This is a genomic window from Pseudomonas sp. 1L-B-1-E-C1, from assembly GCF_057291835.1.
Genome location: NZ_JBXAWN010000005.1, coordinates 93219 through 116686, shown reverse-complemented (window position 1 = coordinate 116686; position 23468 = coordinate 93219). Strand labels below are relative to the sequence as shown.

The window sequence follows — 23468 nt, the reverse complement described above, 5'->3', positions numbered from 1 at the left end:
CCAATCCAAGGCTTCTATATGGACACCTTTCATTGTGGAGGTTTGGGTCTAGTATCAAGTGGCAGTCAAACTGCCATCAGCTCATTCCACGGATAGAAACCCGTACGAGGCGCCTCATGGAATTCTTCGAAAAGTTAGCCAGCCTAGCCGCAAAAGTCCGCTTGCAGAGCGCTGCGATCCAGACTGAGGAAGCAACGAAAAATGCATTCGTCATGCCTTTTATCAGTACGGTTCTGGGTTACGACGTTTTTGACCCGACCGAGGTGACCCCCGAGTTCGTCTGCGATATCGGCACAAAGAAAGGCGAGAAGATCGACTACGCGATCATGAAAGAGGGGGAGGTGCAGATTTTGATTGAATGCAAAAAGATCGGAGAATCGTTGCACATCAACCATGCCTCGCAGTTGTTTCGCTACTTCCATGTCACCAGCGCTCGGATCTCCATTCTCACCAACGGCCAGGTCTATAAATTTTTTACCGATCTGGATGCGCCGAACAAAATGGACGAGAAGCCCTTCCTTGAATTGGATCTGCTGGACATCGATGAATATTCCGTCCCTGAGTTGGTGAAGTTGACCAAGTCAGCTTTTGATGTTGATTCCATCATCAACGCAGCGGGGGAGTTGAAATATGTCAGCCAAATCAAGAAGGTCCTCGCCGCGCAGGTCACCAAGCCGGACGATGACTTTGTAAAGGTTTTTGCTTCTCGGGTTTATGACGGCGTGATCACACAGAAAGTGCGCGACCAGTTTCACGAGCTAACCAGAAAAGCTGTCGGGCAATTTTTGAATGACCAGATCAATGATCGGCTCAAATCGGCCATGAGCGGCGCTATCCAGCCAGCGCTGGCCTCCCTGCCGTCAGTTCCTGCCGGAACTGATCCGGTAGATCCGCGTGACGAATCAGATGACAAGGTTTTAACAACGCTGGAAGAGCTGGAGGGCTATCACATCGTTCGGGCGTTGGTTCGATCTGTCGTTGATGCCAAGCGCATTGTTCAGCGCGATACGCAGAGCTATTTCGGTATCTTGCTGGACGACAACAATCGCAAACCGATCTGCCGTTTGCATTTCAATCGATCACAAAAGTATCTCGGCATCTTCGATGAAGAAAAAAACGAGACCCGTCATGCGATCAATTCGGTGGATGACATCTATGAGTTCTCGGATCATCTGAAAAAAACCGTCGGCTATTACGATTGATGGAGAGTCGACCATTCACTCAGACACCTCTTGCAGCGTTCGCACTGGAATTGCTTTTCTTGCTGCCTGTATCGTGAACAGCAATTGAACGCCCCGACAGGAGAACGCAATGAGTTGGTCTGCCAAGCAATACGTCGCTTTCGAAGATGAACGCACCCGCCCGGCCCGTGATCTGTTGGTGGCAATACCCACAACGCAGGCGCGGGCGGTGGTGGACATTGGTTGCGGGCCGGGCAATTCCACCGAGTTGCTGGTGCAGCGGTTTCCTGAGGCAAGGGTCAGTGGCCTCGACAGTTCGCCGGACATGATCGCCGCCGCGCGCGAGCGCTTGCCAGATTTGCAGTTTCAGGTGGCCGAGATCGACAAATGGGCTGACCAAGGTCCGTTCGATGTGATCTTCGCCAACGCGGTGTTGCAGTGGGTGCCTGATCACCATTCGTTGCTCCCAGCCTTGGCGAGCAAGCTTTCAGAAGGTGGCAGCCTGGCGATTCAGATGCCGGACAATCTCAGTGAACCGTCCCACCGCTTGATGCGCGAAGTCGCTGCGGATGGACCGTGGGCGAGCAAGCTGGCAGACGCTGCGGGGCAACGTACCGACATGGCCAGTGCCAGCGAGTATTTCTCGATGCTGCGGCCGCACTGCACGCGGGTCGATGTGTGGCGCACGACTTATCATCATCCACTGGCGGACGGAGCGGCGGGGGTGGTTGAGTGGTTCAAGGGTAGCGGGTTGATTCCGTTCCTGAGCCCGTTGACCGAGGATGAGCGGGCGCAGTATCTGCAGCAGTATCTGGCGGAAATTGCAAAGGCTTATCCAGCATTGGCTGACGGCTCGGTGCTGTTGCCGTTTCCACGCTTGTTTATTGTTGCGACCCGCTGAAACGCTCCCTCAGCGGTCTCGCTTTTATATCCTGAGTTCGACGCATTCTTTCAGGTCGGCGCAACTCGCAAGAACAACCCGATCGGTCCCCTCTCCCTCGGGAGAGGGCTAGGGTGAGGGGCCTCTTGAAGCACGAAACCCGATCATCGCTACCGCCACCATCATCGTCCTTTGGCGATCTTGGATCAGCCCGGTTACTGCATGGTCCCGGAATCCTTTCAACTCGTTCATGCTGAACTCGTCGGAAAGGTCTCGCGGTTTTCAGGGCTTTTACACGGGTGCGCCATGGCTGTTTAAAGTCGAATCACGTTACGTCCCGATGCCTACAAATCCTTGCGCCGCTGCCTACCGGTACGCCAGAATCCGCCGGCTTGTGCGCATGGAGGGCGGTCGGTAACTTGGTTCGCGTCACTGATTTCCAGTGATCGGGTTTAGTAGCCCGGGAATGTCCTCCTCGTAACGGTTGCACGAGTTCCGTTGAATCAGGCGCGTGCCTGTATTTTATGGTGGCTGTGCGCATGGCGCCTTCGGGTGCGCCGGATGGGGGATGGGTCCGGTCTACTAACTTGCGTACAGCCGCCACCCTCCCGTTTAGTAGCGTGGTGGATGCGGCTCAAATGAAAGGTACCGCCCCGTGTTCAAAGTAACGCCAAATCCACCGGAAACCGATCCGGCCTCTCCGTACGAATCCCTCGATTCGAAAAAACTCCACGAAGCCGCCGAACGCGCCCTCGACCACTATCTCATCTCGCCGAAAACCAGTTCACCGCCGTACCAGACCAGCAGCATGTTCATGGTTAATCCAGGCACCGACACCGAGTCGCTATTGGTCAACGCCAGCGAATCCCTCGGCTCGGCCAGCGTCATGCTCGGCGACTTCGCCGCCTTGCTCGACGGCAGCCAGCGCAAAACCCTGCTCGGCATCGCCCAGGTCGTCATGCTGGGCGAGCTGGCGGTGAATCAGGTGCTGGATAATGTGGTGCCGGTGGGTTAGCCAGCGCTGATTTTCGGGCAAAAAAAACCGGTCGTAGCGACCGGTTTTTCGTGCGATATATTTTTCAGACACTGGCGAGCAGGCATTCATAAGGAATACGCAAGCCATCGTGCAGACGTTTGATCATCGCCAGACTCAGCTAGCGCTTACGGTTCAACACTTCCGAAACACGGCCACTGGTGCCGATAAAGGGCTAAAGATCCCGCGGCGTCAAGCCTTGCTGATCCATACGAAATTTGATGGCTTCAATGGGATCAGAAGGCTGCATCGGAAAATGCTGCTCCTCATACTTTTCAATCAGCAGCGCGAGAATTTCCAACTCATCGCCATCCGGCGAGTCGATTTCTGCACCCCACAGCTGTTCCATGCGCAGCAATGCTGCGCTCAGGTCTTCCGGACTACGAATGGGTTTGATGTTCATTAAACGGTCTCCGCGTTGATCTGGTCGTTTTGAGCGTGAGCCCAACGAAGGGCAATCTTGAATGCGCATTGCGGACGGGCGTTCAACATTGAATTGCAAGACATGTGCTGGCGCAAACTTCACACGCAAAAAACCGGCTACAGAGAGCCGGTTGGTAAGCATGGTTTAACCTTGCTGCAAAACCTTCAACGCCGCCGAAGCCAGAAACCCTGAGCGGCTCTTCTCCTCCGGATGATGCAAGACGTACTCATCGATGCGATTGAGCAAGTGCCCCGGCAGAGTGATGTTGAGCTTCTGTGCTTTGCCCAGGTATTTGACCACGTCGATATCCACTACCGCCCACGCACATCCGGCGTACTTCGGATTAGCGACATGCAGGCCCAATTTGCTGGCAGGTGGAATCGGCGCACCGTCGTCTGCCAGAATTTCGAAATGACCTTCGATCGCCTCGCGCGCCATGGCGACGGCGTCATCAAGGTCTTCGCCGGCAGAAAAACAACCGGGAAGGTCCGGCACCTCAACTCCCCAGGCGTGTTCCTCGTCACCTATTGAAATCGCAATCGGGTATAGCATGTTCGTGATCCTCCATGGCAATGCTGAGAACGGATTCAGAGCATGGCCTGTTGCAAAATACTGACGGCCGTTTTTTTGAGCAGATCCTTTTTCGGATGCGGCACCGTTACCAGTCCAGGTTTGGTTGGATGCTTGAAGTGATGATGGCTGCCCCGGATGCGCACCAGAAACCACCCGTCTGCCACGAGTTGTCCGATTAAAAAACGGCTATTCACAACACCTCCTTGTGGTGTGCTTGGTGGTTACTATACCTACTGAACTCCGTAGATCAATAGACTTTCCACCGTGCAGCCATTGCTGCAGTCCGGCCAGGCGGTCAATCCAGTCCAGGTCGTGCATATTTCTAGGAGAGATGGTTGTGTTGCAGTGTTTTGCCATGAGGTTTAACGCGGCAAAACGGCAGCGCATCGCTCAACCAGTCATTGCGACTGGATGAGCGAACGTGGCCGCCGCTTCAACGAAGGAGGGCGACGTTGATATCGATCCTGCCCTGGATGATTTGCAAAGTCTCTGGGGTTATCTCGTTCGGAAGCAGCTCGGCAGCAATCGTCGAAAACCGACTGGCAACAGCGCAAATTCGATCAATCAGGTCCTCCGCTTTATCTCTCGAGACTTCCGCTTCCTGCGCAAGCTTCAGCACCTCTTTACGGCCGATTTCCAAAGCTTCACCCATGACATCCATTTGATGATAACCGCCGGGCCCTTCGCAGAAGGTCACGTCGAAGGCAGGCGACAACTTCCACTCGCCGGCAGACGACATGAGATAGGCAAAATTCTTCGGATGATCATCCCGGTTGTTGAACGCGACGTTGAAAATCGCACGTTCGAAGGCCAGCGATTTCTCGCGGACGTCATTAGTGCAGTGATGGGTAGCGCGGAGAAAGTTCACATAATCCAATGCGCCTGGGGATCGAAAGTCGGCGCCCGTGAAGGCTGCCAAACTCTGCATGGGGATGCGCAGTCCGTCTTGTCGATCGAAGCGTTGGCTGGCGAAAGCTGCCATCCCGTCAGGCAGGCGGAAGTGTTGGCTATCAGGCGTCTCAATGCTGCACAAACGCAGACATTCTGAGTAGGCCATTTCGACTGCGCAGACTTCGGGATGCTCGCCCTGTCCGGGGAATTTCACTAGCCAGGCTTCGAGTCCAGAAGCAGACGCCGTGGTAAACGTCCCGGTTTCGGGATCGCGATATACCAAAGCCTTGGGTCTGGCACCTTGCGGCGAGCCACCCACCAACAATAATTTCTGCAGCAACTCTGCACCGTCACCGTTGAGCACTTCGCGTACTTCCGCCGCCAGCAGTTCAATCGGGCCGTGGGTAGGCGGAACCAGTAGCTCAGGAGCGACAGGCTCAAACGACATGGCTCCCATCGCATGATCACCGACATAGGTCAAACGCTCCAAGGGGCCGATGCGTGCGGCGTTGAGGCCGCGACGTTTGAACAAACGATCCATCAGAAGCATGCCCCAACCATCCGGCAACGCGTCATAGACCGGGCCTGGCAGACCCATTTGATGTGATGGAAAATCTCGCCGTAGTTTCCCACCCGCTAACGGGAGGCGAAGGGAAGACAGTTCCAGGGCTTTTTTCTTTGCCTCATCGCTGTACTCAAACACTACCAGCGGGCGCCCGGTCAAGGCTGTGGTGGAAACAAGCGAGCCCCACAGCCAACGCTCCCCCCAACCGTCGTAATAAACCTCAACTCTTTCAAGCATTGTCAGGTTTCCTTTTGATGCGCTGACGCTTGGCGCTGTTTTCGTAACGCAGGATATCTTCCAGGGTTTCGAGCTTCGGCTGGAAAAGGACTTCGAATTCTTTTCCTCGGCCAAGCACCATCGCAACGCGCACCAGGTTTTCGAACCCGACGTTACGTCCAGACTCCAGATTCGATACGGTGTTTACTCCGATACCGGCGCGTGCGGCCACATCAGCCTGGGTCATTTCCAGAGCGAGCCGTTCTGTACGAAGCCGACCGCAGATGCGTTTGACGATTTCGGCGGGTGTACTGAGATCAAGGTCGAGCATGACAAAGTCTCATATTGACAACGAATGTCTGAAGTATAGGTTAAATCCAAAAAAACATATGCTACAGGCCAAAACCCCTGATAAAACACAAAATAGTGGATTTAATTCTTTCGGAATGTTTTCTTTTAGAGCTGAAAGGTTTACTCGGAAATTGTCTTCCACCAAATCCCACGCACAAAAAAACCGGCCATCAAGGCCGGTTTTTCATTCCTGCATCCCCCGTCAGACAGCCCAACGCGAGATCAATATTCGGTGGAGCGGGTAGAGGGAATCGAACCCTCATCTAAAGCTTGGGAAGCTTTCGTTCTACCACTAAACTATACCCGCTCAGAGCGGCTGACTTTGTACCAGACTCGGCCACGGATTTGAAGTTTTCTTTTCGCTGCGATGGCTTTGCCACGCAGGAATCGGTCGATCGCGAGCAAGTGCTGCGCCGGTGCAGTAAGGCACCTCAGGCTTGCAGCTTTGCCCGCGATGACGCGGTTTCAAATGGCCAGTGCATGTTGATCCTGCACAAACGAGTAGCGCGTTCGGCTGGCTTGCGGCGCAGGTTTCAGGAAGCCGAGCAGGGCGTTCTGGCTGTCGCGGCAGGCGGCCTTGTGTTCCATGTCGAGAAAGTGCCCGGTGGCTTGCAATGTGGTGAAGCTGCTGTGCGCGACGTGATTGCCGAACAGGCGCGCGTCCTCGGCGGCAGTGTATTCGTCCCATTCGCCGTTAAGAAACAGCACCGGCACGTTGATCTTTTTCGCCGCGTTCAGATAGCACTGGCGATCGCTGTGCAGCACGTCGTTGATGTGAAAGTGCATTTGCCCGTATTCATGCTCGGCGAGGCTGCTGACGTGGCGATAGTTGAAACGTTTGAACAGAGACGGCAGGTGTTTGCCGATGGTGTTGTTGACCAGATGGCCGACCCGGTCGCCGTCGCGGCTGCCGAGGTAATCGACGCCGCGCTCAAGGTAATCGAGCATGTGCGCATTGATCACCGGTGAAAACGAGCTGATCACGGCTTTTTCGATACGCCGGGGCTGCTGGGCGAGGGCGACCAGTGTTGCCGCACCGCCCCAGGAGAACGACAGCACGTGCTCGGCAGCGAAGTGGTCGATCAGCTCCAGCAGGATCTGCCCTTCGACTTCCTTCGTCAGATGTTTCTCATGCCGGTTGTGGGCTTTTGACCGGCCGGCGTAGGGCTGGTCGTAGCAGACCACGTTGAATTGCGGGTGCAGGTTTTTCACGGTCTGTGCAAACGACGCAGTCGTGGCCATCGAGCCGTTGACCAGAATGATGGTCTTTTCTGCGGCGTCTGCGCGATAGAACTCCGTGTAAACCCGATACTGACCCTGTATATCCAGCACAGCGATTTCTGGCCTCATGTCATAAGACTCCTGGCAAGCAAGCGGGTATGCGCGCAATCGAGATTGCACGAGCTTTGTGACAGGTAGGCATACGCCTGGAATGTGCTGGCCCATGTCGATCCGGTACGGCAGGTCGACGGGTGTTGTTATTGGCGGGCAGATTGCCGGCTGAGGCGCAGCCCTTGAGGGCAGACGACCGACAAAAAGTTTCTTGGAAGTATGTGGTGACTCATCGGTCACATTTCGGCCGACGTCCTGATTCAAGCAGGGGACTCCACATCACGCAAGTGCCGTCGGTAAATTGTTCGACAACTTCGGCTGAGCGGTCGCGGGCTTAGAACAAATGAATCTCTTCGGTGCGCAAAGCGCGGTACTCGCCCGGTTTTAGCGCGTGATCGAGGGGCAGTTCACCGATGGATTCGCGGTGCAGGCGCAGGACTTTGTTGTTGAAGTAGCCAAACATGCGCTTGACCTGATGGTAGCGGCCTTCGACGATGCTCAGCCTTGCCGAGCGTGGACCGAGCAGCTCCAGTTGCGCCGGTTGCGTGGTCAGGTCTTCGAAAGCGAAGTAGATGCCCTCGGCAAATTTCAACGGGTAGCTCGGGTCGATGTGCTGCTCGGTTTCGACGTAATAGACCTTCGGCAGTTTGGTTTGCGGCTGCGTCAGGCGTCGCGACCAGGCGCCGTCATTGGTGATCAGCATCAGCCCGGTGGTATTGAAATCCAGACGCCCGGCGATGTGCAGTTCTTCCTTGTCCGGTTCATCGAGCAGGTCGAGTACGGTCGCATGTTGCGGATCGCGGGTGGCGCTGACGCAGCCTGGCGGTTTGTGCAGCATGAAATAGCGCGCCGGTTTACCGCTTTGCAGCACCTCATCGTCAACTTCGACCCGGCTGAACTCCAGCACCTCACTGTGCGGGTCGCTGACGATTTTTCCGTCAATGCGCACGCGCTTTTCCACCAGCAACAGGCGAACCTGCTGACGGTTGTAGCGGGGCAGATTGCTGAGGAAACGGTCGACGCGCATGGTCAGATTTCAACGGATAAAGGGCCGCGCATCTTACGGGATCGGCCGCCGGACTGCTTGCAGTTGCGCCTCGACCTGGGCGCAACGCGGGCACAGGCAGGCCTGATTGCGCAGCTCGGCCGGCAGCGCCTCGAGCACTGCCGGATCGATGGTTACGCCGAAGCACCAGCATTCGCGATCGGCGGTGCGCGGGTCGGCGAGGCTGCAGTCGTTGCGGGCGCCGCAGGCCGGGCAATGGTCGGGTTTGACGTCGTTATCAGGCATAGGTCGAGTGGGCCATTTCCATGCAGGTGCGGTTGCGCCCGGCTTGCTTGGCGCGGTACATCGCATGATCGGCCCGGGACAGCAGGCTGTGCAAGGTGTCATCGCGTTGCACGGTAGTCGCGCCGATGCTCACTGTCAGATGCAGGCTGTGGCCGTCGTAGGCATATTCGTGTTGCTCGACGTGTTGACGGATTTTTTCGGCGATTTTCTGCGCGGTCTCGCCGTCGGTGTCTTTCAACAGAACGATGAATTCTTCACCACCCCAGCGACAGACGATATCGGCGTGGCGCAGGCAACTTTGCAGGTCGCGGGCGAAGCCGATCAGCACCTGATCGCCGGCCATGTGCCCGTAGGTGTCGTTCAACGCCTTGAAGTGGTCGAGGTCGAGCAACAGCGCGGTCAGCGGCCTGGTTTCGCGTTGAGCCTCGTGCAGTGCTTGCGCGGCAAGAATGTCGAAGCCGCGTCGATTCGGCAGTTCGGTGAGACTGTCGAGGGTGGCATGCGCCTGGATCTTCGCCTGGAATCGCTTGATCACCCGATTGAGCAGCGCCAGCACTACCAGCGTCACCAACAGGCAGATCAGCAGATTGAGATACAGCGACTGGCGGATCTCGCTCAGCGCGCCGTCCTCGCGTTTATCGACGAACAGGTACCAGTTCAACTCGGGGATAAACCGCACGTTGAGAAAATGTCCCTGGCCGTGGGTGGAATATTCGTAGCTGCCGCTGTGTGGCTTGGGCAACTGGCTCACCAGACTTTTCATGCTTTCCAGTTCGCCGAGGCTCTGGCCGATGTGCGCGCCTTCCGGGCCACCCTCGGCACCGGTCAACACGAGTCGGCCGAAGGTGTCGACGAAGTACACGCTGCGTTGATAGCGCTGTTGATACTTGTCGATCAGCTTGATCACCGCGTCCACGGTCAGGCCCACGCCCGCCGCACCGATGAAGCGGTTGTGGTAGTCGTAGACCTTGTAGTTGATGAAGAACGTCAGGTTGTCCTTGTTGGCCAGATCCGGGTCGACGTTGATCTCGTACGGGTCCTGCATGTCGCGCACGCGGAAATACCAGGCATCGCGCGGCTCTTCGATTCTGACCTGCTTGAGCACGCCTTTGGCGTGGTAGTAGGTGAGCGTGGCATTGGAGACGAAGAATGCGGTGTAGGCGCCGTAATGGGTCATGACTTCGTCGAGGTAACGGGTCATCTGCTCGGGGTTCTGTTCACCGTTGACCACCCAGTCGCGCATGAACGTGTCGCGGGACATCATCGAAGAAATCAGGATCGGCCGGACCAGGTCTTTCTGGATTTCCGAATAGACCGTGTCGGAGGTCAGCGGCAGTTCGGTGTTGACGATATTGTCGCGGATCGACGCGCGGGAGGCGAAATAGCTCAACAGCGAGGTGGCCAGGAACCCGGCGCCGAGCAGGGCGACGAGGGTGAGCACCAGGGAACGTTGCGAGTACAAGGGAGAGCGAAGCGGCATGGCAGATCCGTTGGCAGTGGCCCGATGGGATGCATTCTAGTGGCACTGCGCGCAAATAACTGCTCCCTGTGCGGCGTCGGGGCGTTCCTGTATGCACTGACACGATGCAAGTCCTGTAGGAGTGAGCCTGCTCGCGATAGCGGTGTGGCAGTCACCGAAACTGTGACTGATACACCGCCATCGCGAGCAGGCTCACTCCTACAAAGGCAAGGGTCAGGCCAACGTTTGAAGATACGCCCGCCATCCCCCCAAATGGCTGATATCCAAAGCACCCTCCAGCCCATACGCTTCGCAAATGAACCCGCTTTCCCAGCGCCCATCCGCCAGTTGCACCTTGCCCAATCCCAGCGGCGCCGGAATCCCGGTGAGAAACGAGCCCAGCTCACTGCTCGGCAACTCCCAAACCTCCACGGCAATCGCCACGCCGCCGTCCTTGACCCGTACCATCCCCGGACGCAGCGGTGGGCCGCCGGCGAGGGCGTGCATTCGATAATCCGGCGAACTGAACGTGGTTTCCAGCAAGCGCCCGCCACGCTGGGTCAATTGCCAGTTCAACGCCAGCCCTTGCAGGTGCGCGCCACACACCACCAATCGAGCGCGGTCGTTGCGCGCGGCGTTCGCCGGAGTTGGCAGGGGGCCGTCCTGCTGGCGTTGCAACGCATCCGCCACGCTCAACAGATACTGATCGGTAAACACCCGCCCGAACAACGTCACACCCCAGGGTAAACCGTTGCTCATGAATGCAGTCGGCACGGCGACGGCGGCGTAGTCGAGCAGGTTCATGAAGTTGGTGTAATAGCCGAGTTCGGAATTGCGCAGCACCGGCTCGGCCTCAAGCTCGGCCAGCGTCACTGGACGGCCGATGGTCGGCGTCAGCACGCAGTCAAGATTTTCCAAAGCCTGGTCGCAGAGGGCTTTGAGCGCCTGCAATCGATATTGCGCACGAAAGGTTTGCACGCCGGTCACCGCCGGTGCCTTGGCCAGCACCGCACGGATCACCGGCAGCACTGCTTCGGGATTCTGCTCCATCAGCTCACCGGCGACGCTGTAACGCTCGGCGACCCACGGCCCGTCGTAGAGCAGACGCGCTGCTTCGAGAAACGGCGACAGGTCGAACTCGACTGCTTCGCCACCCAAGGCCTTGAGCCGTTCGATGGCCGCTTCAAACAATTTCGGCCCCTGGTTGCAGCCGAAAAACTCCAGGTCCTGCGACCGTGGCACGCCGAAGCGGAACGGCCGTGGCGCACCGAACGCCGAGCCGTCATTCCACGCCGGATTGCATCGGCTGTATTCATCACGCGGATCGTGTTTCGCCGTCAATGCCAGCAACTGACTGGCCTCGCGGGCGGTGGCGGTGAAGGTGGTCAAGCAGTCCAGCGTGCGGCAGGCGGGCAGCACGCCGGCGGTGGAAATCAGGCCTTTGCTCGCCTTCAAACCGACCAGATTATTCAACGCCGCCGGGACCCGGCCGGAGCCTGCGGTGTCGGTGCCCAAGGCAAAACTGGCGACGCCCAGCGCCACTGCCAGTGAAGACCCGGCGCTGGAGCCGCCGGACGGATATTCCGCCAAAACGCTGTTCGGGCACGCACCATAAGGCGAGCGGCTGCCATTGAGGCCGGTGGCAAACTGATCAAGATTGGTCTTGCCCAGCGGAATTGCCCCCAGCGCCAACAACTGCTCGACGATGGTCGCCGACTGCTGCGGCACATAGGCGAACGCCGGGCACGCAGCGGTAGTGGGAATGCCGGCCAGATCGATGTTGTCCTTGATCGCGAACGGCACGCCATACAGCGGCAAACTCTCGAGGTCACGACCGTCGAGGGCGGCCAGATACGGCTCCAGCTCATCCACGCTGAGCAAGTGAATGAACAGGTGATAATCGGGGTTCAGCGCAGCGGCTTTTTCCCGAAGTTGCAGTAGCAGTTGGCGCGGTGTGGTGACGCCGTTGCGATAGGCCTGGCGCAGTGCATCGAGTTGCAGATTCATCGGTTGATCCTTATCAAAAAATGGCTTCAGTCGAGTTCCAGCACCACGACCCGTTGTCCGGCGCGCACCGCTGAACCGGGCTGCACGCGGATCTCTCGCACCACGCCGGCCAGCGGTGCGAGCACAGGGATTTCCATCTTCATCGACTCGAGAATCACCAGCACATCGCCCGCCGCGACGCGCTGGCCAGCCTCGACCTGCACCTGCCAGAGATTGCCGGCGATGTGGCTGTCGACGCTTTGCTGACCGTTCTCGAGCGGGGCGTCTTCGCCAGCCTCCGGCACGGCTTCTTCGCTGTCGAAATGCGCCTGGCCGCTGGTAATCCAGCGCTCGCGTTCAGCCTTGAACGCACCCTGTTGCTGCGCACGGAAAGCGCTGATGCCCTCGGCTTGCTGACTGAGAAATGCCTGATAGTCGGCGAGGTTGAGCTGGCTGTGTTCGATGTTCAGATCGAAGCGCCCCAACGGGAAATCGCGGCGAATGCGTAGCAGTTCTTCGGCGCTGACCGGGTAGAAACGGATCTGATCGAAGAAGCGCAGCAACCACGGTTTGCCGTCGAACGCGGCGACTTCGCGATAGCGATTCCACATCTGCAAGGTGCGCCCGACAAACTGGTAACCGCCCGGGCCTTCCATGCCGTACACGCACATGTAGGCGCCGCCGATGCCGACCGAATTCTCGGCGGTCCAGGTGCGTGCCGGGTTGTACTTGGTGGTCACCAGACGATGACGCGGGTCGAGCGGTGTGGCCACCGGAGCGCCGAGATAGACGTCGCCAAGGCCCATCACCAGATAGCTCGCATCGAACACCGTGCGCTGCACTTCGTCGAGATTCGGCAGGTCGTTGATGCGCCGGATGAACTCCAGATTGCTCGGGCACCACGGCGCGTCCTTGCGCACGGTGGTCATGTATTTGTCGATGGCCAACTGGCAGGCCGGGTCGTCCCACGACAGCGGCAAGTGCACGATGCGCGACGGCACTTGCAAGTCCTTGGCGGCGCACACCGCGTCCCATTCGCCAGCGATGATGCCGAGCAGATCGGCCAGCGGCAGTTGCTCCGGTTGGTAGTGCACTTGCAGCGAGCGTATGCCCGGGGTGAGGTCGATCACGCCCTGCAGGGCTTGGCTTTCCAGCGCCTGCATCAGCGCGTGGGCGCGAAAGCGCAGGACCAGATCGAGCTCCGGCTCGCCGATTTCCAGCAGTAAATGAGTGTCGCCAGAAACTCGTGCAACCAGTCGCTGATCGCCTTGGCCCAACGCCAACACCACAGGCGACATCAAACCCTGTGGGAGCGAGCTTGCTCGCGAATACGGTTTGTCAGACGCATCGATGTTGACTGACACGGCCTCTTCGCGAGCAAGCTCGCTCCCACAGGGGGCATCCCATTTCAGGGCGAGATCGCGGGCGGTGCCGAGGTCGACGGGGATGAACTGGATTTTATCGTCGGCCTTGAGCTGCCCCAGTTGCCACAGGTCCGCCTCGATCACCGTCACCGGGCAGACAAATCCGCCCAGGCTCGGGCCATCCGGGCCGAGAATTACCGGCATGTCGCCGGTGAAATCCACCGCGCCAATCGCGTACGGATTGTCATGAATGTTCGACGGATGCAGGCCCGCTTCACCGCCATCCTCACGCACCCACTCAGGCTTTGGCCCGATCAGACGCACGCCGGTGCGGCTGGAGTTGAAATGCACTTCCCACCGGGTCGCGAAGAACGTGGCGATGTAGTTTTCAGTGAAGTATTCCGGCGCACCGTGCGGCCCGTAGATCACCCGGATCTGGCGCACGCTTGGCAGCGTGGTGATGTGCTGTTCGGCCAGTTGCTGGCCGGCGCTGCGCTCGGTCAATGCCGGCACATGCAAGACGTCACCGGCCCTTAACGCCCGCCCGCCATGCCCGCCGAACTGGCCGAGAGTGAAGGTACTTTTGCTGCCCAGATAATCCGGCACCTGCACGCCGCCGCGCAGGCACAGATAACTGCGCGCGCCGACGCCACTGATGCTGCCCAGCTGCAATGTGGCGCCGGCCGGGATCAGCAGCGCGGTGTTCATCGGCACCGGTTCAGCGTCAAGGGTCAAGGCAATCGGCGCGCCGGTCACTGCGACGACGGCATCACAATTGAAACGCAGGATCGGCCCGCTCATGGTGATTTCCAGCGCGGCTGCGCCTTGTTCATTGCCGAGCAGGCGATTGCCCAGACGTAGCGCTCGGCTGTCCATCGGACCCGAGGGTGGCACGCCGACGGCCCAGTAACCGAGCCGGCCGGGATAGTCCTGTACGCTGGTTTGCGTGCCGGCGCTGAGTACTTCGAAGGTATTGGCGTGATACAGCAGATTTTCCAGACAACGGGTCCACGGCTGACCGCTGGCGAATGGAGCATCGAGCAGAATCTGCCGCAGGTAATCGCGGTTGGTTTCGACGCCATACAGCAGGCTTTCGCCCAGCGCCTTATGCAGTTCGGCGCACGCCTGTTCGCGTCTCGGCGCCCAGGTGATGATCTTGGCAATCATCGGATCGAAGTAGGGCGGGATCTCGACGCCGCCCTCGACCCAGGTGTCGATGCGCAACTCAACGCCATTGGCCGGCGGGAATTGCACAGCGGTCAGCAGGCCCGGGCTCGGCTGGAAATCGCGCCCCGGATCTTCCGCGTACAAACGTGCCTGAATCGCATGGCCCTGCGGTTCGAGGCCCTGATACAACTCGTTCAGCGGCGGCAGATCACCGGCGGCCAGTTCGATCATCCAGCGCACCAGATCCACGTCCCACACCTGCTCGGTGACGCCGTGTTCGACCTGCAAGCGCGTGTTCACTTCAAGAAAATAGAAACGCTGGGCCTCGCTGTCGAAGACGAATTCGACGGTGCCGGCGCTGCGGTAATTCACCGCTTGCGCCAGTTTGATCGCCGCAGCGCACAGCTCATCGGCCATGCCTTCGGGCAGGTGCGGCGCCGGGGTTTCTTCGAGGACTTTCTGATTGCGCCGTTGCACCGAACAGTCGCGCACGCCGAGGGCGATGACCTCACCGCGACCGTCGCCGAACACCTGCACTTCCAGATGCCGCGCGCGTTCGATGTACTTTTCGATGAACACGCCGGCGTCGCTGAAATTGTTCTGCCCAAGGCGCTTGACCGCTTCGAACGACTCGCTCAATTCGCTGGCGCTGCGGCACACGCGCATGCCGATGCCACCGCCGCCAGCGGTGCTTTTCAGCATCACCGGATAGCCGACCTGTTCGGCGGCGCTCAGTGCGCAATCGAGGTTGTCGAGCAGATCGGTGCCTTCGAGCATCGGTACGCCGTGTTGTCTGGCCAGCGCGCGTGCTGTGTGCTTGAGTCCGAATACGCGTAATTGCTCCGGCGTCGGCCCGATGAAGGCGATGCCCTGCGTTTCGCAGGCTTCGGCGAAGGCTGCGTTTTCCGAGAGAAATCCGTAGCCAGGGTGAATCGCGGTGGCACCGCTTTGTTTGGCGATAGCGAGGATTTTATCGACGGCCAGATACGTCGCGGACGCCGCGCCTTCGCCGAGGCTGTACGCTTCAGCGGCCTGGGAAATATGCAGGCTGGCAGCGTCAGCCTCTGCGTAAACCGCGACGCCTTTGGCCTTCAACACGTTGATCGTGCGCAGGATGCGACAGGCGATCGCGCCTCGGTTGGCGATAAGGATTTTTTCGAACATGGCATAACCCCTGAAGGGGGAGCGGGCCGTCCCGCTGTTTTTCGACAGACATCCGGGCCGTCCCGGATGGAAAAAACACACTTCACTCCAACCCACCACAAACCCCCTGTGGGAGCGAGCCTGCTCGCGAAGGCGTTGGATCAGCCACATCAATGCTGAATGACACTGCGCATTCGCGAGCAGGCTCGCTCCCACAGGGTTCAGGGGTGTTTGGGGGATTTCAGGCACTGCCCGGAACGCGCCTGGCACAGTGCGAAAAGCCAACGGCGTAAACGGCTCAAGGTCAGTTCCATACCAGCAACTCCGCCGGGGTCGGGTTGTAGGCATTGCACGGGTTGTTCAGCTGCGGGCAGTTGGAAATGAGCACGATCACGTCCATCTCCGCGCGCAAGTCGACGTACTTGCCCGGCGCGGAAATGCCGTCCTCGAAGGTCAGCCCGCCATCCGCCGTCACCGGCACGTTCATGAAGAAGTTGATGTTTGGTCCGATGTCGCTCTTGCTCAATCGGCCGTCGTGGGCGCAGGCGCGCAGGTAGTTGTCGCGGCAGCTATGCATGTAGCGTTTTTCCAGGGCGTAGCGCACGGTGTTGCTTTCCTGCGCGCAGGCGCCGCCGAGGGTGTCGTGGCGTCCGCAGGTGTCGGCGACGATGGTCAGCATCGGCTGGCCGAGGTTGGAATACAGCACGCTGCCGGTGCTCAGGTAAACGCTGTTCTGCCGGCGCAAGGTGCGCTGCACGTCGTAGCGTTCCTTCGGGTTGTCGAGGCTATAGAACAAGGTATCGATCGCCTGATTGCCTTCCAGGTCGAGAATGCGCAGGGTCTGCCCGGCCTTGACCTCCATCAGCCAGGGTTCACCGGCGGGAATAATCGCGCGGTAGATCGCGCTGTCGGCTTGCTTGTGCGAAGTGGCGATTGCGAGTGACATGGCAGCGATCCTCAGGCGAACAAACGGTCGGTGTTGATGAAGCCGCGCTCGTTCTCCGGGCGCGAGGTGCGGCAGTGCTCGGCGACGCTGGCATCGGCGTTCATCCAGCTCAGCTTCAGGGGTTTCGGGGCGTATTCGGGTGACGGGTCCATCGGATGTTGCAGGGCGGTGAGCACCACCAGGGTGTCCATCGGCGCATACAACTCGATGTAGTCACCGGCGTTCGAGTTGCCTTCGACGAAGTGGAAACGCCCGGCCTCATCGACGTTCACGCGGCTGAACAGATTGAGGGTCATCAGCAGATCGGACAGGCCCAGGCCCCACTTGCCGAGCTCTACCAGCAGGTTGTCGGTGCCATTGCGAAAGAAGCCGTTGCGCAATTCCTGGTAGCGGCCCTGACCGTACTTTTCTGCGACTTCCTGTGCGCAGAGCACACCGCCGAGGCTGTCGCTCCAACCGCAGGTGTCGGCGGTGATCGCGGCGAGTACGCGGCCCATGTCCGAGTACAGGCAGTGGCCGGCAGTGAGCTTGGCGGTGTGTTGGCATTTGAGGCTGTCGGGCAGGTTCAGCCGCTCGGTTTTTTCATGGGCATTGAGCAAGGTCAGGCTGACATTGGCGCCGCCGCGCAGGTCGGTCAGGCGCAGCAATTGGCCGCGCTTGAGCACGAACGAACGGTGGCCGCCGCCCGGCAGCAATTCTTCGGCGAAGGGTGGAAACAGTTGGGTCGAATCGGTCATCGGCGTGTTCATCAAAGCAGTCCTCTCAAGCAGTGCGAAGGGTGCCCGCCAGCGGCAGCGGCAAGGCCTCGACGGCGGCGCGCTGGGCGCGGCGGTCGCTGTTCAACGGAATGTCGTAGGTGATGCGGGCGCCATAGGCGCCGGGGGCGTGCGGGTCGAGGCGCACCTTGTCGAACACCAGCAGGCGCGTGCCGAGGCTGAAGCCTTCGGACAGGTCGTGGGTGACCATGAACACCGTCAGTTGCGTCTCGCGCCAGAGCTCCAGCAGCAGCGCATGCATGTCTTTGCGGATGCCCGGATCGAGTGCGCCAAACGGCTCGTCGAGCAGCAACACGCGCGGCTTCATGATCAGCGCCTGGGCAATGGCCAAACGTTGCTGCATGCCGCCGGACAGCTGCGCCGGATACTTGTCCAGCGCATGGCCGAGGCCGACTTTGCTCAGCAGCGTCGCTGCCTGTTCGCGGGCCTCGCGTTTAGCGCTGCCGAACAGCCGGCCAAGCAACGGCGCCCGCGGCAATTCGAGACCGAGGGCGACGTTGTCGAGCACGCTCAGATGCGGGAACACCGAGTAGCGCTGAAAGACCACGCCACGGCTCGCATCCGGTTCGCCGGCCAAGGGCTGGCCGTCGAGCAGAATCTCCCCGCGACTGGCGGTTTCCTGGCCGAGCAGCAGGCGCAGGAAGGTCGATTTGCCGCAACCGGAGGCGCCGACCAGGGTGCAGAACTCGCCTTCGTTGACGCTCAGGTTCAAGCCTTCCAGAACCACTTGATCGGCGTACTGCTGCCAGACGTTTTTTACGGTGATGAAGCTCATTTCGCTGCTCCCTCGTACCAAGGGAAAGCGCGCTGGGTCAGCTGTTTCAAGCCCCAGTCCATCAGCCAGGCGAGCAGGGTGATCCACACCACATAGGGCAGGATTACGTCCATGGCCAGGTAGCGCCGCACCAGAAAGATCCGGTAGCCGAGGCCATCGGTGGAAGCGATCGCTTCGGCGGCAATCAGGAAAAGCCACGCTGAGCCAAGCATCAAACGCAGCGAGATCAGCAAGCGCGGCAACAACTGCGGCAGGACCACGCGCAGCATCAGCGTCCAGGTCGAGGCGCCGAGGGTCTGCGCCTTGATCAACAGCTCGACCGGAATGTCGCGGGCGCGTTGTTCCAGGTCCCGCGCCAGCGCCGGGGTGATGCCGATCACAATCAGCATGACCTTCGACAACTCGCCCAGGCCGAAGACGATGAACAGAATCGGCAGGATCGCCAGCGGCGGCACCATCGACAGCACCGTCAGCAGTGGCGACAACGGCGCGCCGAACAGCGGCAGGGTGCCTGCCGCAATACCGAGGCAAAGACCCGCCAGCGCCGCGATGCCGAGGCCGATGGCCAAACGGCGCAGACTCGACGCGGTGTCTTGCCACAACAGGTATTCACCGGTGCGGCTGTCGGCGTTGAAGGCCAGGCGTTTCACTGCGTCACTCATCTGTACGGCGCTGGGCAGCAGTTTGTCGTTGGGGTTGTCCGCCAGGCGCTCGGCCGAGCCGGTGAAGTAGGCGAACAGCACAAGCGCGAACGGCAGGATCACCAGCAACAGGCGACTCGGGCGATCGGGGTGGCGATTGATCAGGCGCATGGCCAAATCCTCCGTGGCTTACAGCTTGGCGTCGGCGGCCATCTGCACGTAAGTCGGGTTGAAACGCAGCTTCAGATTGGCGCTGTCGCCGCTGGTCACGCCGTTGGCGAAGGACATGCCGACCGCGCTCGGGTCTTTCGCGCCTTCGCCGAGCAGGCCGTGTTCGAAGGAAAATTCGGCGACCTTGCGCATGGTGTCGGGCAGTTGTTTGCTGGTGGCGAAAGTCAGCGCTTCGCTCGGCGTGGCGAACAGTCTGGTGGTGTCCAGTTGCGCCTGGAATCCGGCGAGATCGGTGCCCGAAGCCTTGGCCATGTGTTCCAGCGCGGCTTTGCTCGCGGCAGTTTTCGCGTTCATCAAAGCGACCACTTCGAACCACGCCCCGGTCAGCGCTTTGCCCAGCGCCGGGTTGTCTTTGAGGGTGGCGCTGTTGACCACCATCATGTCCATGATCTCGCCCGGAATCTGGCTGGAGTTGAACACTTCGGTGACGCCGGGTCTGGCTTTGATATCCGAGAGCATCGGGTTCCAGGTGGTCACGGCGTTGACGTCGGCGGTGTTGAACGCGGCGGCAATGTCGGCGTCGGAGGTGTTGACCACTTTCAGGTCTTTCTCGGTCAGGTCCACCGAGTCCAGCGCCCGGGCCAGCAGGTAATGGGAGACCGACAGCTCGACCAGATTGACGTCCATGCCTTTCAGATCGGCGACTTTTTTACCTTCGCCCTTGAGCACGATGCCGTCGTTGCCGTTGGAGAAATCACTGACGATCAGCGCGGTGCTGTCGACGCCACCGGCAGCCGGAATGGTCAGCGCATCCATGTTGGTCATGGTGCAGCCGTCGAACTGGCCGGCGGTGTACTGGTTGATCGATTCGACGTAATCGTTGAGCTGAACGACGGCGATCTTGATCCCGTATTTCTTCGCCCATTTATCGACGATGCCCTGGCTGCCGGCGTATTCCCATGGCATCCAGCCGGCGTAGATCGTCCAGCACACGCTGAAGTGATCTTTCTGGGCGGCGGAAGATTGCGTGCTGATGAGCGCGGCGAAGGCGGCGGCGAGCAGGGCGGGGAAACTTAGTCGGATCATTGCGGATTCTCCAGTTGATCGAGGGCGGACAGGAAGGCAACGCGGCACCGCGAACGGTGGCTTGTCTCCCGGGCTTTTGTCCCGCCGTGTAACCTCAACTGGAGGTCGCCAACTCTCGGACCAGCCACTCGCGCTTGCGAGCCGGAACCCTAGTCAGCCATTGCAAATTGTGGTGCCGCGAACCTGTGATGACTCCTGCACGGGTTTGTTAAAGCGAGAGGCGTGCCAAGTCGGGCCGAGCCCTCTGGCGCGGGGATCTGCCGGGTTGCGGACGCGAGCGGGGCGATCGACCACGCATCGGAGTGGTGCGCGATTGCACCGTCATGCAGCGTGGCGGGTGTCGAACCGAGCGGTCATTCGAGGGTAAAGAGGATTTCATAATCACTTGTTTCAACTTGTTGCAGGAACGCACCAGATTCGGAAATCGCTGTCTGATTTTTCGACAGTCACCGAATTAGTGACTGTCGCCTGCCAGCGTCGCTGGTGTGGCCAACCCGCGGTCCAGGAGGCCGCCATGTATCGCCGAATCGTACTGCTTGCCGTGATGCTTTTTTCCCTTGGCGGATGCGTCCCCTATTCATACGGAGACAGCTACTACAGGTCAGAGGTCTACACATCACCCGCACCGGCCTATTACAGCGGTGGCGGCTCTTATTACCGCAGCGGTGGCACCTATTACACGCAGCCGCGCTACTACCAGCCAGCGCCGCGCTACTACCAGCAACCGCGTTACTACCAGGCACCGCGTCACTATCAACCGGCCCCGCGTTATTACGAAAGCCGTCGCTGGCACGGCAATGATCGCGGACGCTGGGACGGCCACCGTCGCGGCGGTTGGGACAACGATCACCGTGGCCGCGGCAACTACGACCGCCACAGCGGTCGCCGTGATTACAACGGCCGTGGCAACCGCTGGTAAATCACCGCAACGAACAAGCGGCGCTTAGAGCGCCGCTTTTTTTTGCCCGTCGAAAAGTCGTTCCGTTTGCCTTCTCCGAGGACATTCCCGGAAGCGTCCTACATTTTCATTTGCTGGCATTTGTTAGCGTTTGTGGATGCCGAACGACACGAGAGATCCTCAGCTCAATAGCGGCGATAAATGGACGTTAGCGCTATGAAGCTTCTGGTTCTCCACCAAAATTTTCCCGGCCAGTTCCGCCATGTGGTGCTGGCGGCGCTGGCCCGGCGTGACGAGGTTGTGGCGATAGGCCGGGACACGGCGCCAGGCGTCGCCGGGGTGAAAATTCATCGATATCGAGCGACCAGCCGATCCCCCCGCCATATTCACCCCTATCTGATCCGCTACGAACAAGCAGTGATCGACGGGCAGAAGGTTTTTGAAATTCTGAGCAGGCTGAAACGTTCGGGGTATCAGCCAGATGTCATTCTTGGTCATCCCGGATGGGGAGAAACGCTGTTCGCCAAGGACGTCTATCCCGATACGCCGCTGATTCACTATTGTGAGTATTACTATCGAGCGCAGGGCGCCGATTCCGGCTTCGACCCTGAATTCCCTCGAGCCACGAGGGAGTCAGCAAGGCTGCGAGTGCTCAATTCGCTGCATCTTTTGAACCTTGAGCAATGCGATATCGCCATCGCGCCTACGCAGTGGCAGCGCAGCCTTTTCCCGGCGGCTTACCGGTCGGCAATCCGGGTCATTCACGAAGGTGTCATTCAAAGTTCAGACCTGACGAAAATCGGGGCTGTCAGGTTGCCCAATGGAGTCGAGCTGAGCGCCGGACAGCCGATCGTTACCTATGTCGCCAGAAACCTTGAGCCTTATCGCGGGTTTCACAGTTTTATGCGAGCGATCCCGCATATTCAGGCTGAGTGCCCGGATGCGCAGATCATCGTGGTTGGCGGTGATGACGTCAGTTATGGCAGCAAGCCGATTGGGTATCCGAATTGGCGCGGCAGGATGGAGGCGGAGGTCAGTTTCGATCACTCCAGAGTGCATTTCACGGGGAAACTTCCTTACCAGACTTACCGGGCGGTTCTTGAGTGCTCGAAAGTCCATGTTTATCTGACGTATCCGTTTGTCTTGTCGTGGTCGTTACTGGAGGCGATGGCGTCTGGATGTGTGGTCGTTGCGTCGGATACGGCTCCGGTAACGGAAGTGATCGCTGATGGAGTTAATGGCGTGTTGGTGGATTTCTTCGACCATCAAGGAATTGCCAGAAGTGTATGCAAGGTTTTGAAGTCGGCGGGAGAGTACGAAGCTCTTGCCGACGCTGCGAAGTTGACGGCAGGTCGCTTTAGTGTGAGATCGGGCGTGCGCCAATACTTTGAGATTTTTGAAGGCGCGATGTCCGGGCATAGCGATAAATCAACCGTCCCGCAGCTTGGTCGGGAGGTTTGAAATGTCCAGGAAGTCGCGTAAGCAGGCGATCAAGTGGTTTAAAAGGATATTGAAGTATGGGTTGTTCTTTTATGTCTGTTATTGCGTAGCGGAATTTTATATTCGCAAAGAACAGTCGGCCCAGTCGGCGGCTATTCACCAGGCAGACGAGAAAGCCTGTCAGAATAAGCTGGCGAGCATGAAGCAAGTGCCGATATTAGGCGGCGCCTATATAGATAAGACGCTAGTCCCTGAGTTTTACGTTGGCATGCCTGAGTTGGTGAATAAAAAAGCATGCCTGGCAATTGCTCTCAAGGGGCTTTTCTGGTGGACAGGAACGGGGCTGCACCGGTACCAGGATCAGCGCGCAGAATCGATCCCCAAAAGTTGGCGGCTCTATAAATTGAATGCCGGACTTTTTACCAGAAAAGAAACTACCGAGCCCCATGAACGGGGTTATCGGCACGTCAACTGGCCGGATGAGTTGATTGTGAAACTGAAGAATTATCCGGGGCTGGAGATTTGGCTGGATGCACCTCCGCCGCATTTCAAGAATGAAGATTCGGTTAGAACGTTTGTCATTACTGGCTGGCCGCGGCGAGATGGGACCCCTCGGTTGATCAACTGTGATGGACTGATTCGTCCGGCTTCGGAGGAACAACTGACTGACGAGAAACTGGCAAGGTTCAGCAGAACTGAATTGGAAAATCTTGATTTCGGCAAATTGAATTTCTTCTGCACTATCAATCTGGATAACTTCGACTTTGCTGGGGGGCACGGTAGCGTAGGTCTCGGACTAGCGTCATTACGCGAAGCACCTGAGATGCTCAAGTATCTCAGTGATTATCTTTCACGCTCTGTTATTACAAGGAAGTAACA

General features: G+C 59.0%; 21 protein-coding genes, 1 tRNA gene, 1 pseudogene and 1 riboswitch. Of the genes and pseudogenes, 6 read left to right on the top strand and 17 right to left on the bottom strand.

Annotated elements, in window-relative coordinates; all coding sequences use genetic code 11:
* Positions 1-116 precede the first annotated feature (116 nt).
* The 3 genes from AC0Z4S_RS10595 to AC0Z4S_RS10585 all read left to right on the top strand — a co-directional run bounded on the left by AC0Z4S_RS10595 (position 117) and on the right by AC0Z4S_RS10585 (position 3076).
* Positions 117-1202: a type I restriction endonuclease gene (locus tag AC0Z4S_RS10595; RefSeq protein WP_485622941.1), complete on the top strand. Its 1086-nt coding sequence runs from the start codon at positions 117-119 to the stop codon at positions 1200-1202.
* Positions 1203-1311: 109 nt separating this feature from the next.
* The gene (gene tam, locus AC0Z4S_RS10590) at positions 1312-2082 is read left to right on the top strand and encodes a trans-aconitate 2-methyltransferase (RefSeq protein ID WP_485622940.1); all 771 of its coding nucleotides are present in this window, start codon (positions 1312-1314) and stop codon (positions 2080-2082) included.
* A gap of 634 nt (positions 2083-2716) precedes the next feature.
* Complete coding sequence (locus AC0Z4S_RS10585; RefSeq protein ID WP_485622938.1) at positions 2717-3076, top strand: DUF6124 family protein; 360 nt, start codon at positions 2717-2719, stop codon at positions 3074-3076.
* A gap of 64 nt (positions 3077-3140) precedes the next feature.
* Here AC0Z4S_RS10585 and AC0Z4S_RS10580 read toward each other — a convergent pair.
* The 17 genes and pseudogenes from AC0Z4S_RS10580 to AC0Z4S_RS10500 form a co-directional block, all read right to left on the bottom strand.
* A pseudogene (locus AC0Z4S_RS10580) lies at positions 3141-3497 on the bottom strand (helix-turn-helix domain-containing protein).
* Between the two features lie 165 nt (positions 3498-3662).
* Positions 3663-4070: a type II toxin-antitoxin system HicB family antitoxin gene (locus AC0Z4S_RS10575; protein WP_485622937.1), complete on the bottom strand. Its 408-nt coding sequence runs from the start codon at positions 4068-4070 to the stop codon at positions 3663-3665.
* A gap of 35 nt (positions 4071-4105) precedes the next feature.
* The gene (locus tag AC0Z4S_RS10570) at positions 4106-4285 is read right to left on the bottom strand and encodes a type II toxin-antitoxin system HicA family toxin (RefSeq protein ID WP_082367752.1); all 180 of its coding nucleotides are present in this window, start codon (positions 4283-4285) and stop codon (positions 4106-4108) included.
* Between the two features lie 239 nt (positions 4286-4524).
* Positions 4525-5784: a type II toxin-antitoxin system HipA family toxin gene (locus tag AC0Z4S_RS10565; protein WP_485622936.1), complete on the bottom strand. Its 1260-nt coding sequence runs from the start codon at positions 5782-5784 to the stop codon at positions 4525-4527.
* Complete coding sequence (locus AC0Z4S_RS10560; protein WP_281922677.1) at positions 5777-6094, bottom strand: helix-turn-helix domain-containing protein; 318 nt, start codon at positions 6092-6094, stop codon at positions 5777-5779. The genes AC0Z4S_RS10565 and AC0Z4S_RS10560 overlap by 8 nt, the downstream gene beginning before the upstream one ends.
* Positions 6095-6347: 253 nt before the next feature.
* Positions 6348-6421: transfer RNA gene (locus AC0Z4S_RS10555), tRNA-Gly, on the bottom strand.
* A gap of 158 nt (positions 6422-6579) precedes the next feature.
* The gene (locus tag AC0Z4S_RS10550; RefSeq protein WP_041478884.1) at positions 6580-7464 is read right to left on the bottom strand and encodes an alpha/beta fold hydrolase; all 885 of its coding nucleotides are present in this window, start codon (positions 7462-7464) and stop codon (positions 6580-6582) included.
* Positions 7465-7780: 316 nt separating this feature from the next.
* The gene (locus tag AC0Z4S_RS10545; protein WP_485622934.1) at positions 7781-8473 is read right to left on the bottom strand and encodes a pseudouridine synthase; all 693 of its coding nucleotides are present in this window, start codon (positions 8471-8473) and stop codon (positions 7781-7783) included.
* Positions 8474-8506: 33 nt separating this feature from the next.
* Positions 8507-8737 carry a cysteine-rich CWC family protein gene (locus AC0Z4S_RS10540; protein WP_485622933.1) on the bottom strand — a complete coding sequence of 77 codons (231 nt, stop codon included), beginning with the start codon at positions 8735-8737 and terminating at the stop codon, positions 8507-8509.
* Positions 8730-10217, bottom strand: coding sequence for a sensor domain-containing diguanylate cyclase (locus AC0Z4S_RS10535; RefSeq protein ID WP_485622932.1), 1488 nt, complete (start codon positions 10215-10217; stop codon positions 8730-8732). Before AC0Z4S_RS10535 ends, AC0Z4S_RS10540 begins: the two co-directional genes overlap by 8 nt.
* A gap of 213 nt (positions 10218-10430) precedes the next feature.
* Entirely contained in the window at positions 10431-12203 is a 1773-nt protein-coding gene (atzF, locus tag AC0Z4S_RS10530) for an allophanate hydrolase (RefSeq protein WP_485622931.1), read from the bottom strand.
* A 26-nt stretch (positions 12204-12229) separates the two neighbouring features.
* Positions 12230-15877 (bottom strand): urea carboxylase, encoded by a 3648-nt coding sequence (gene uca / locus AC0Z4S_RS10525; RefSeq protein ID WP_485622930.1) that lies wholly within the window; start codon positions 15875-15877, stop codon positions 12230-12232.
* A gap of 283 nt (positions 15878-16160) precedes the next feature.
* Positions 16161-16802 (bottom strand): urea amidolyase associated protein UAAP2, encoded by a 642-nt coding sequence (locus tag AC0Z4S_RS10520; protein ID WP_485622929.1) that lies wholly within the window; start codon positions 16800-16802, stop codon positions 16161-16163.
* 11 nt (positions 16803-16813) lie between these two features.
* Entirely contained in the window at positions 16814-17539 is a 726-nt protein-coding gene (locus tag AC0Z4S_RS10515; RefSeq protein ID WP_485623123.1) for an urea amidolyase associated protein UAAP1, read from the bottom strand.
* Positions 17540-17564: 25 nt separating this feature from the next.
* Positions 17565-18353, bottom strand: a complete 789-nt coding sequence (locus AC0Z4S_RS10510) for an ABC transporter ATP-binding protein (RefSeq protein WP_485622928.1) — start codon at positions 18351-18353, stop codon at positions 17565-17567.
* Positions 18350-19165: an ABC transporter permease gene (locus AC0Z4S_RS10505; RefSeq protein ID WP_024011982.1), complete on the bottom strand. Its 816-nt coding sequence runs from the start codon at positions 19163-19165 to the stop codon at positions 18350-18352. Before AC0Z4S_RS10505 ends, AC0Z4S_RS10510 begins: the two co-directional genes overlap by 4 nt.
* An 18-nt stretch (positions 19166-19183) precedes the next feature.
* On the bottom strand, positions 19184-20251 hold the full coding sequence (locus AC0Z4S_RS10500; protein WP_485622927.1) for a putative urea ABC transporter substrate-binding protein: 1068 nt from the start codon (positions 20249-20251) through the stop codon (positions 19184-19186).
* A gap of 63 nt (positions 20252-20314) precedes the next feature.
* A riboswitch (guanidine-I (ykkC/yxkD leader) is annotated at positions 20315-20415 on the bottom strand.
* A gap of 350 nt (positions 20416-20765) precedes the next feature.
* On the opposite strand from AC0Z4S_RS10500, the gene AC0Z4S_RS10495 reads away from it, so the two are divergent.
* The 3 genes from AC0Z4S_RS10495 to AC0Z4S_RS10485 all read left to right on the top strand — a co-directional run bounded on the left by AC0Z4S_RS10495 (position 20766) and on the right by AC0Z4S_RS10485 (position 23466).
* Positions 20766-21170 (top strand): hypothetical protein, encoded by a 405-nt coding sequence (locus AC0Z4S_RS10495; RefSeq protein WP_039760873.1) that lies wholly within the window; start codon positions 20766-20768, stop codon positions 21168-21170.
* Positions 21171-21365: 195 nt separating this feature from the next.
* Complete coding sequence (locus AC0Z4S_RS10490; protein WP_485622926.1) at positions 21366-22610, top strand: glycosyltransferase family 4 protein; 1245 nt, start codon at positions 21366-21368, stop codon at positions 22608-22610.
* A gap of 1 nt (position 22611) precedes the next feature.
* Positions 22612-23466 (top strand): hypothetical protein, encoded by an 855-nt coding sequence (locus AC0Z4S_RS10485; protein ID WP_485622925.1) that lies wholly within the window; start codon positions 22612-22614, stop codon positions 23464-23466.
* Positions 23467-23468: the final 2 nt, after the last annotated feature.

Coding starts and splice junctions, on each gene's coding strand:
- AC0Z4S_RS10495 (WP_039760873.1), top strand. CDS start 20,766: ATGTATCGCCGAATCGTACTGCTTGCCGTGATGCTTTTTTCCCTTGGC.
- tam (WP_485622940.1), top strand. CDS start 1,312: ATGAGTTGGTCTGCCAAGCAATACGTCGCTTTCGAAGATGAACGCACC.
- AC0Z4S_RS10520 (WP_485622929.1), bottom strand. CDS start 16,802: ATGTCACTCGCAATCGCCACTTCGCACAAGCAAGCCGACAGCGCGATC.
- AC0Z4S_RS10500 (WP_485622927.1), bottom strand. CDS start 20,251: ATGATCCGACTAAGTTTCCCCGCCCTGCTCGCCGCCGCCTTCGCCGCG.
- AC0Z4S_RS10575 (WP_485622937.1), bottom strand. CDS start 4,070: ATGCTATACCCGATTGCGATTTCAATAGGTGACGAGGAACACGCCTGG.
- AC0Z4S_RS10485 (WP_485622925.1), top strand. CDS start 22,612: ATGTCCAGGAAGTCGCGTAAGCAGGCGATCAAGTGGTTTAAAAGGATA.
- AC0Z4S_RS10490 (WP_485622926.1), top strand. CDS start 21,366: ATGAAGCTTCTGGTTCTCCACCAAAATTTTCCCGGCCAGTTCCGCCAT.
- AC0Z4S_RS10560 (WP_281922677.1), bottom strand. CDS start 6,094: ATGCTCGACCTTGATCTCAGTACACCCGCCGAAATCGTCAAACGCATC.
- AC0Z4S_RS10510 (WP_485622928.1), bottom strand. CDS start 18,353: ATGAGCTTCATCACCGTAAAAAACGTCTGGCAGCAGTACGCCGATCAA.
- uca (WP_485622930.1), bottom strand. CDS start 15,877: ATGTTCGAAAAAATCCTTATCGCCAACCGAGGCGCGATCGCCTGTCGC.
- AC0Z4S_RS10505 (WP_024011982.1), bottom strand. CDS start 19,165: ATGCGCCTGATCAATCGCCACCCCGATCGCCCGAGTCGCCTGTTGCTG.
- AC0Z4S_RS10545 (WP_485622934.1), bottom strand. CDS start 8,473: ATGCGCGTCGACCGTTTCCTCAGCAATCTGCCCCGCTACAACCGTCAG.
- AC0Z4S_RS10535 (WP_485622932.1), bottom strand. CDS start 10,217: ATGCCGCTTCGCTCTCCCTTGTACTCGCAACGTTCCCTGGTGCTCACC.
- AC0Z4S_RS10550 (WP_041478884.1), bottom strand. CDS start 7,464: ATGAGGCCAGAAATCGCTGTGCTGGATATACAGGGTCAGTATCGGGTT.
- AC0Z4S_RS10540 (WP_485622933.1), bottom strand. CDS start 8,737: ATGCCTGATAACGACGTCAAACCCGACCATTGCCCGGCCTGCGGCGCC.
- AC0Z4S_RS10565 (WP_485622936.1), bottom strand. CDS start 5,784: ATGCTTGAAAGAGTTGAGGTTTATTACGACGGTTGGGGGGAGCGTTGG.
- atzF (WP_485622931.1), bottom strand. CDS start 12,203: ATGAATCTGCAACTCGATGCACTGCGCCAGGCCTATCGCAACGGCGTC.
- AC0Z4S_RS10595 (WP_485622941.1), top strand. CDS start 117: ATGGAATTCTTCGAAAAGTTAGCCAGCCTAGCCGCAAAAGTCCGCTTG.
- AC0Z4S_RS10515 (WP_485623123.1), bottom strand. CDS start 17,539: ATGACCGATTCGACCCAACTGTTTCCACCCTTCGCCGAAGAATTGCTG.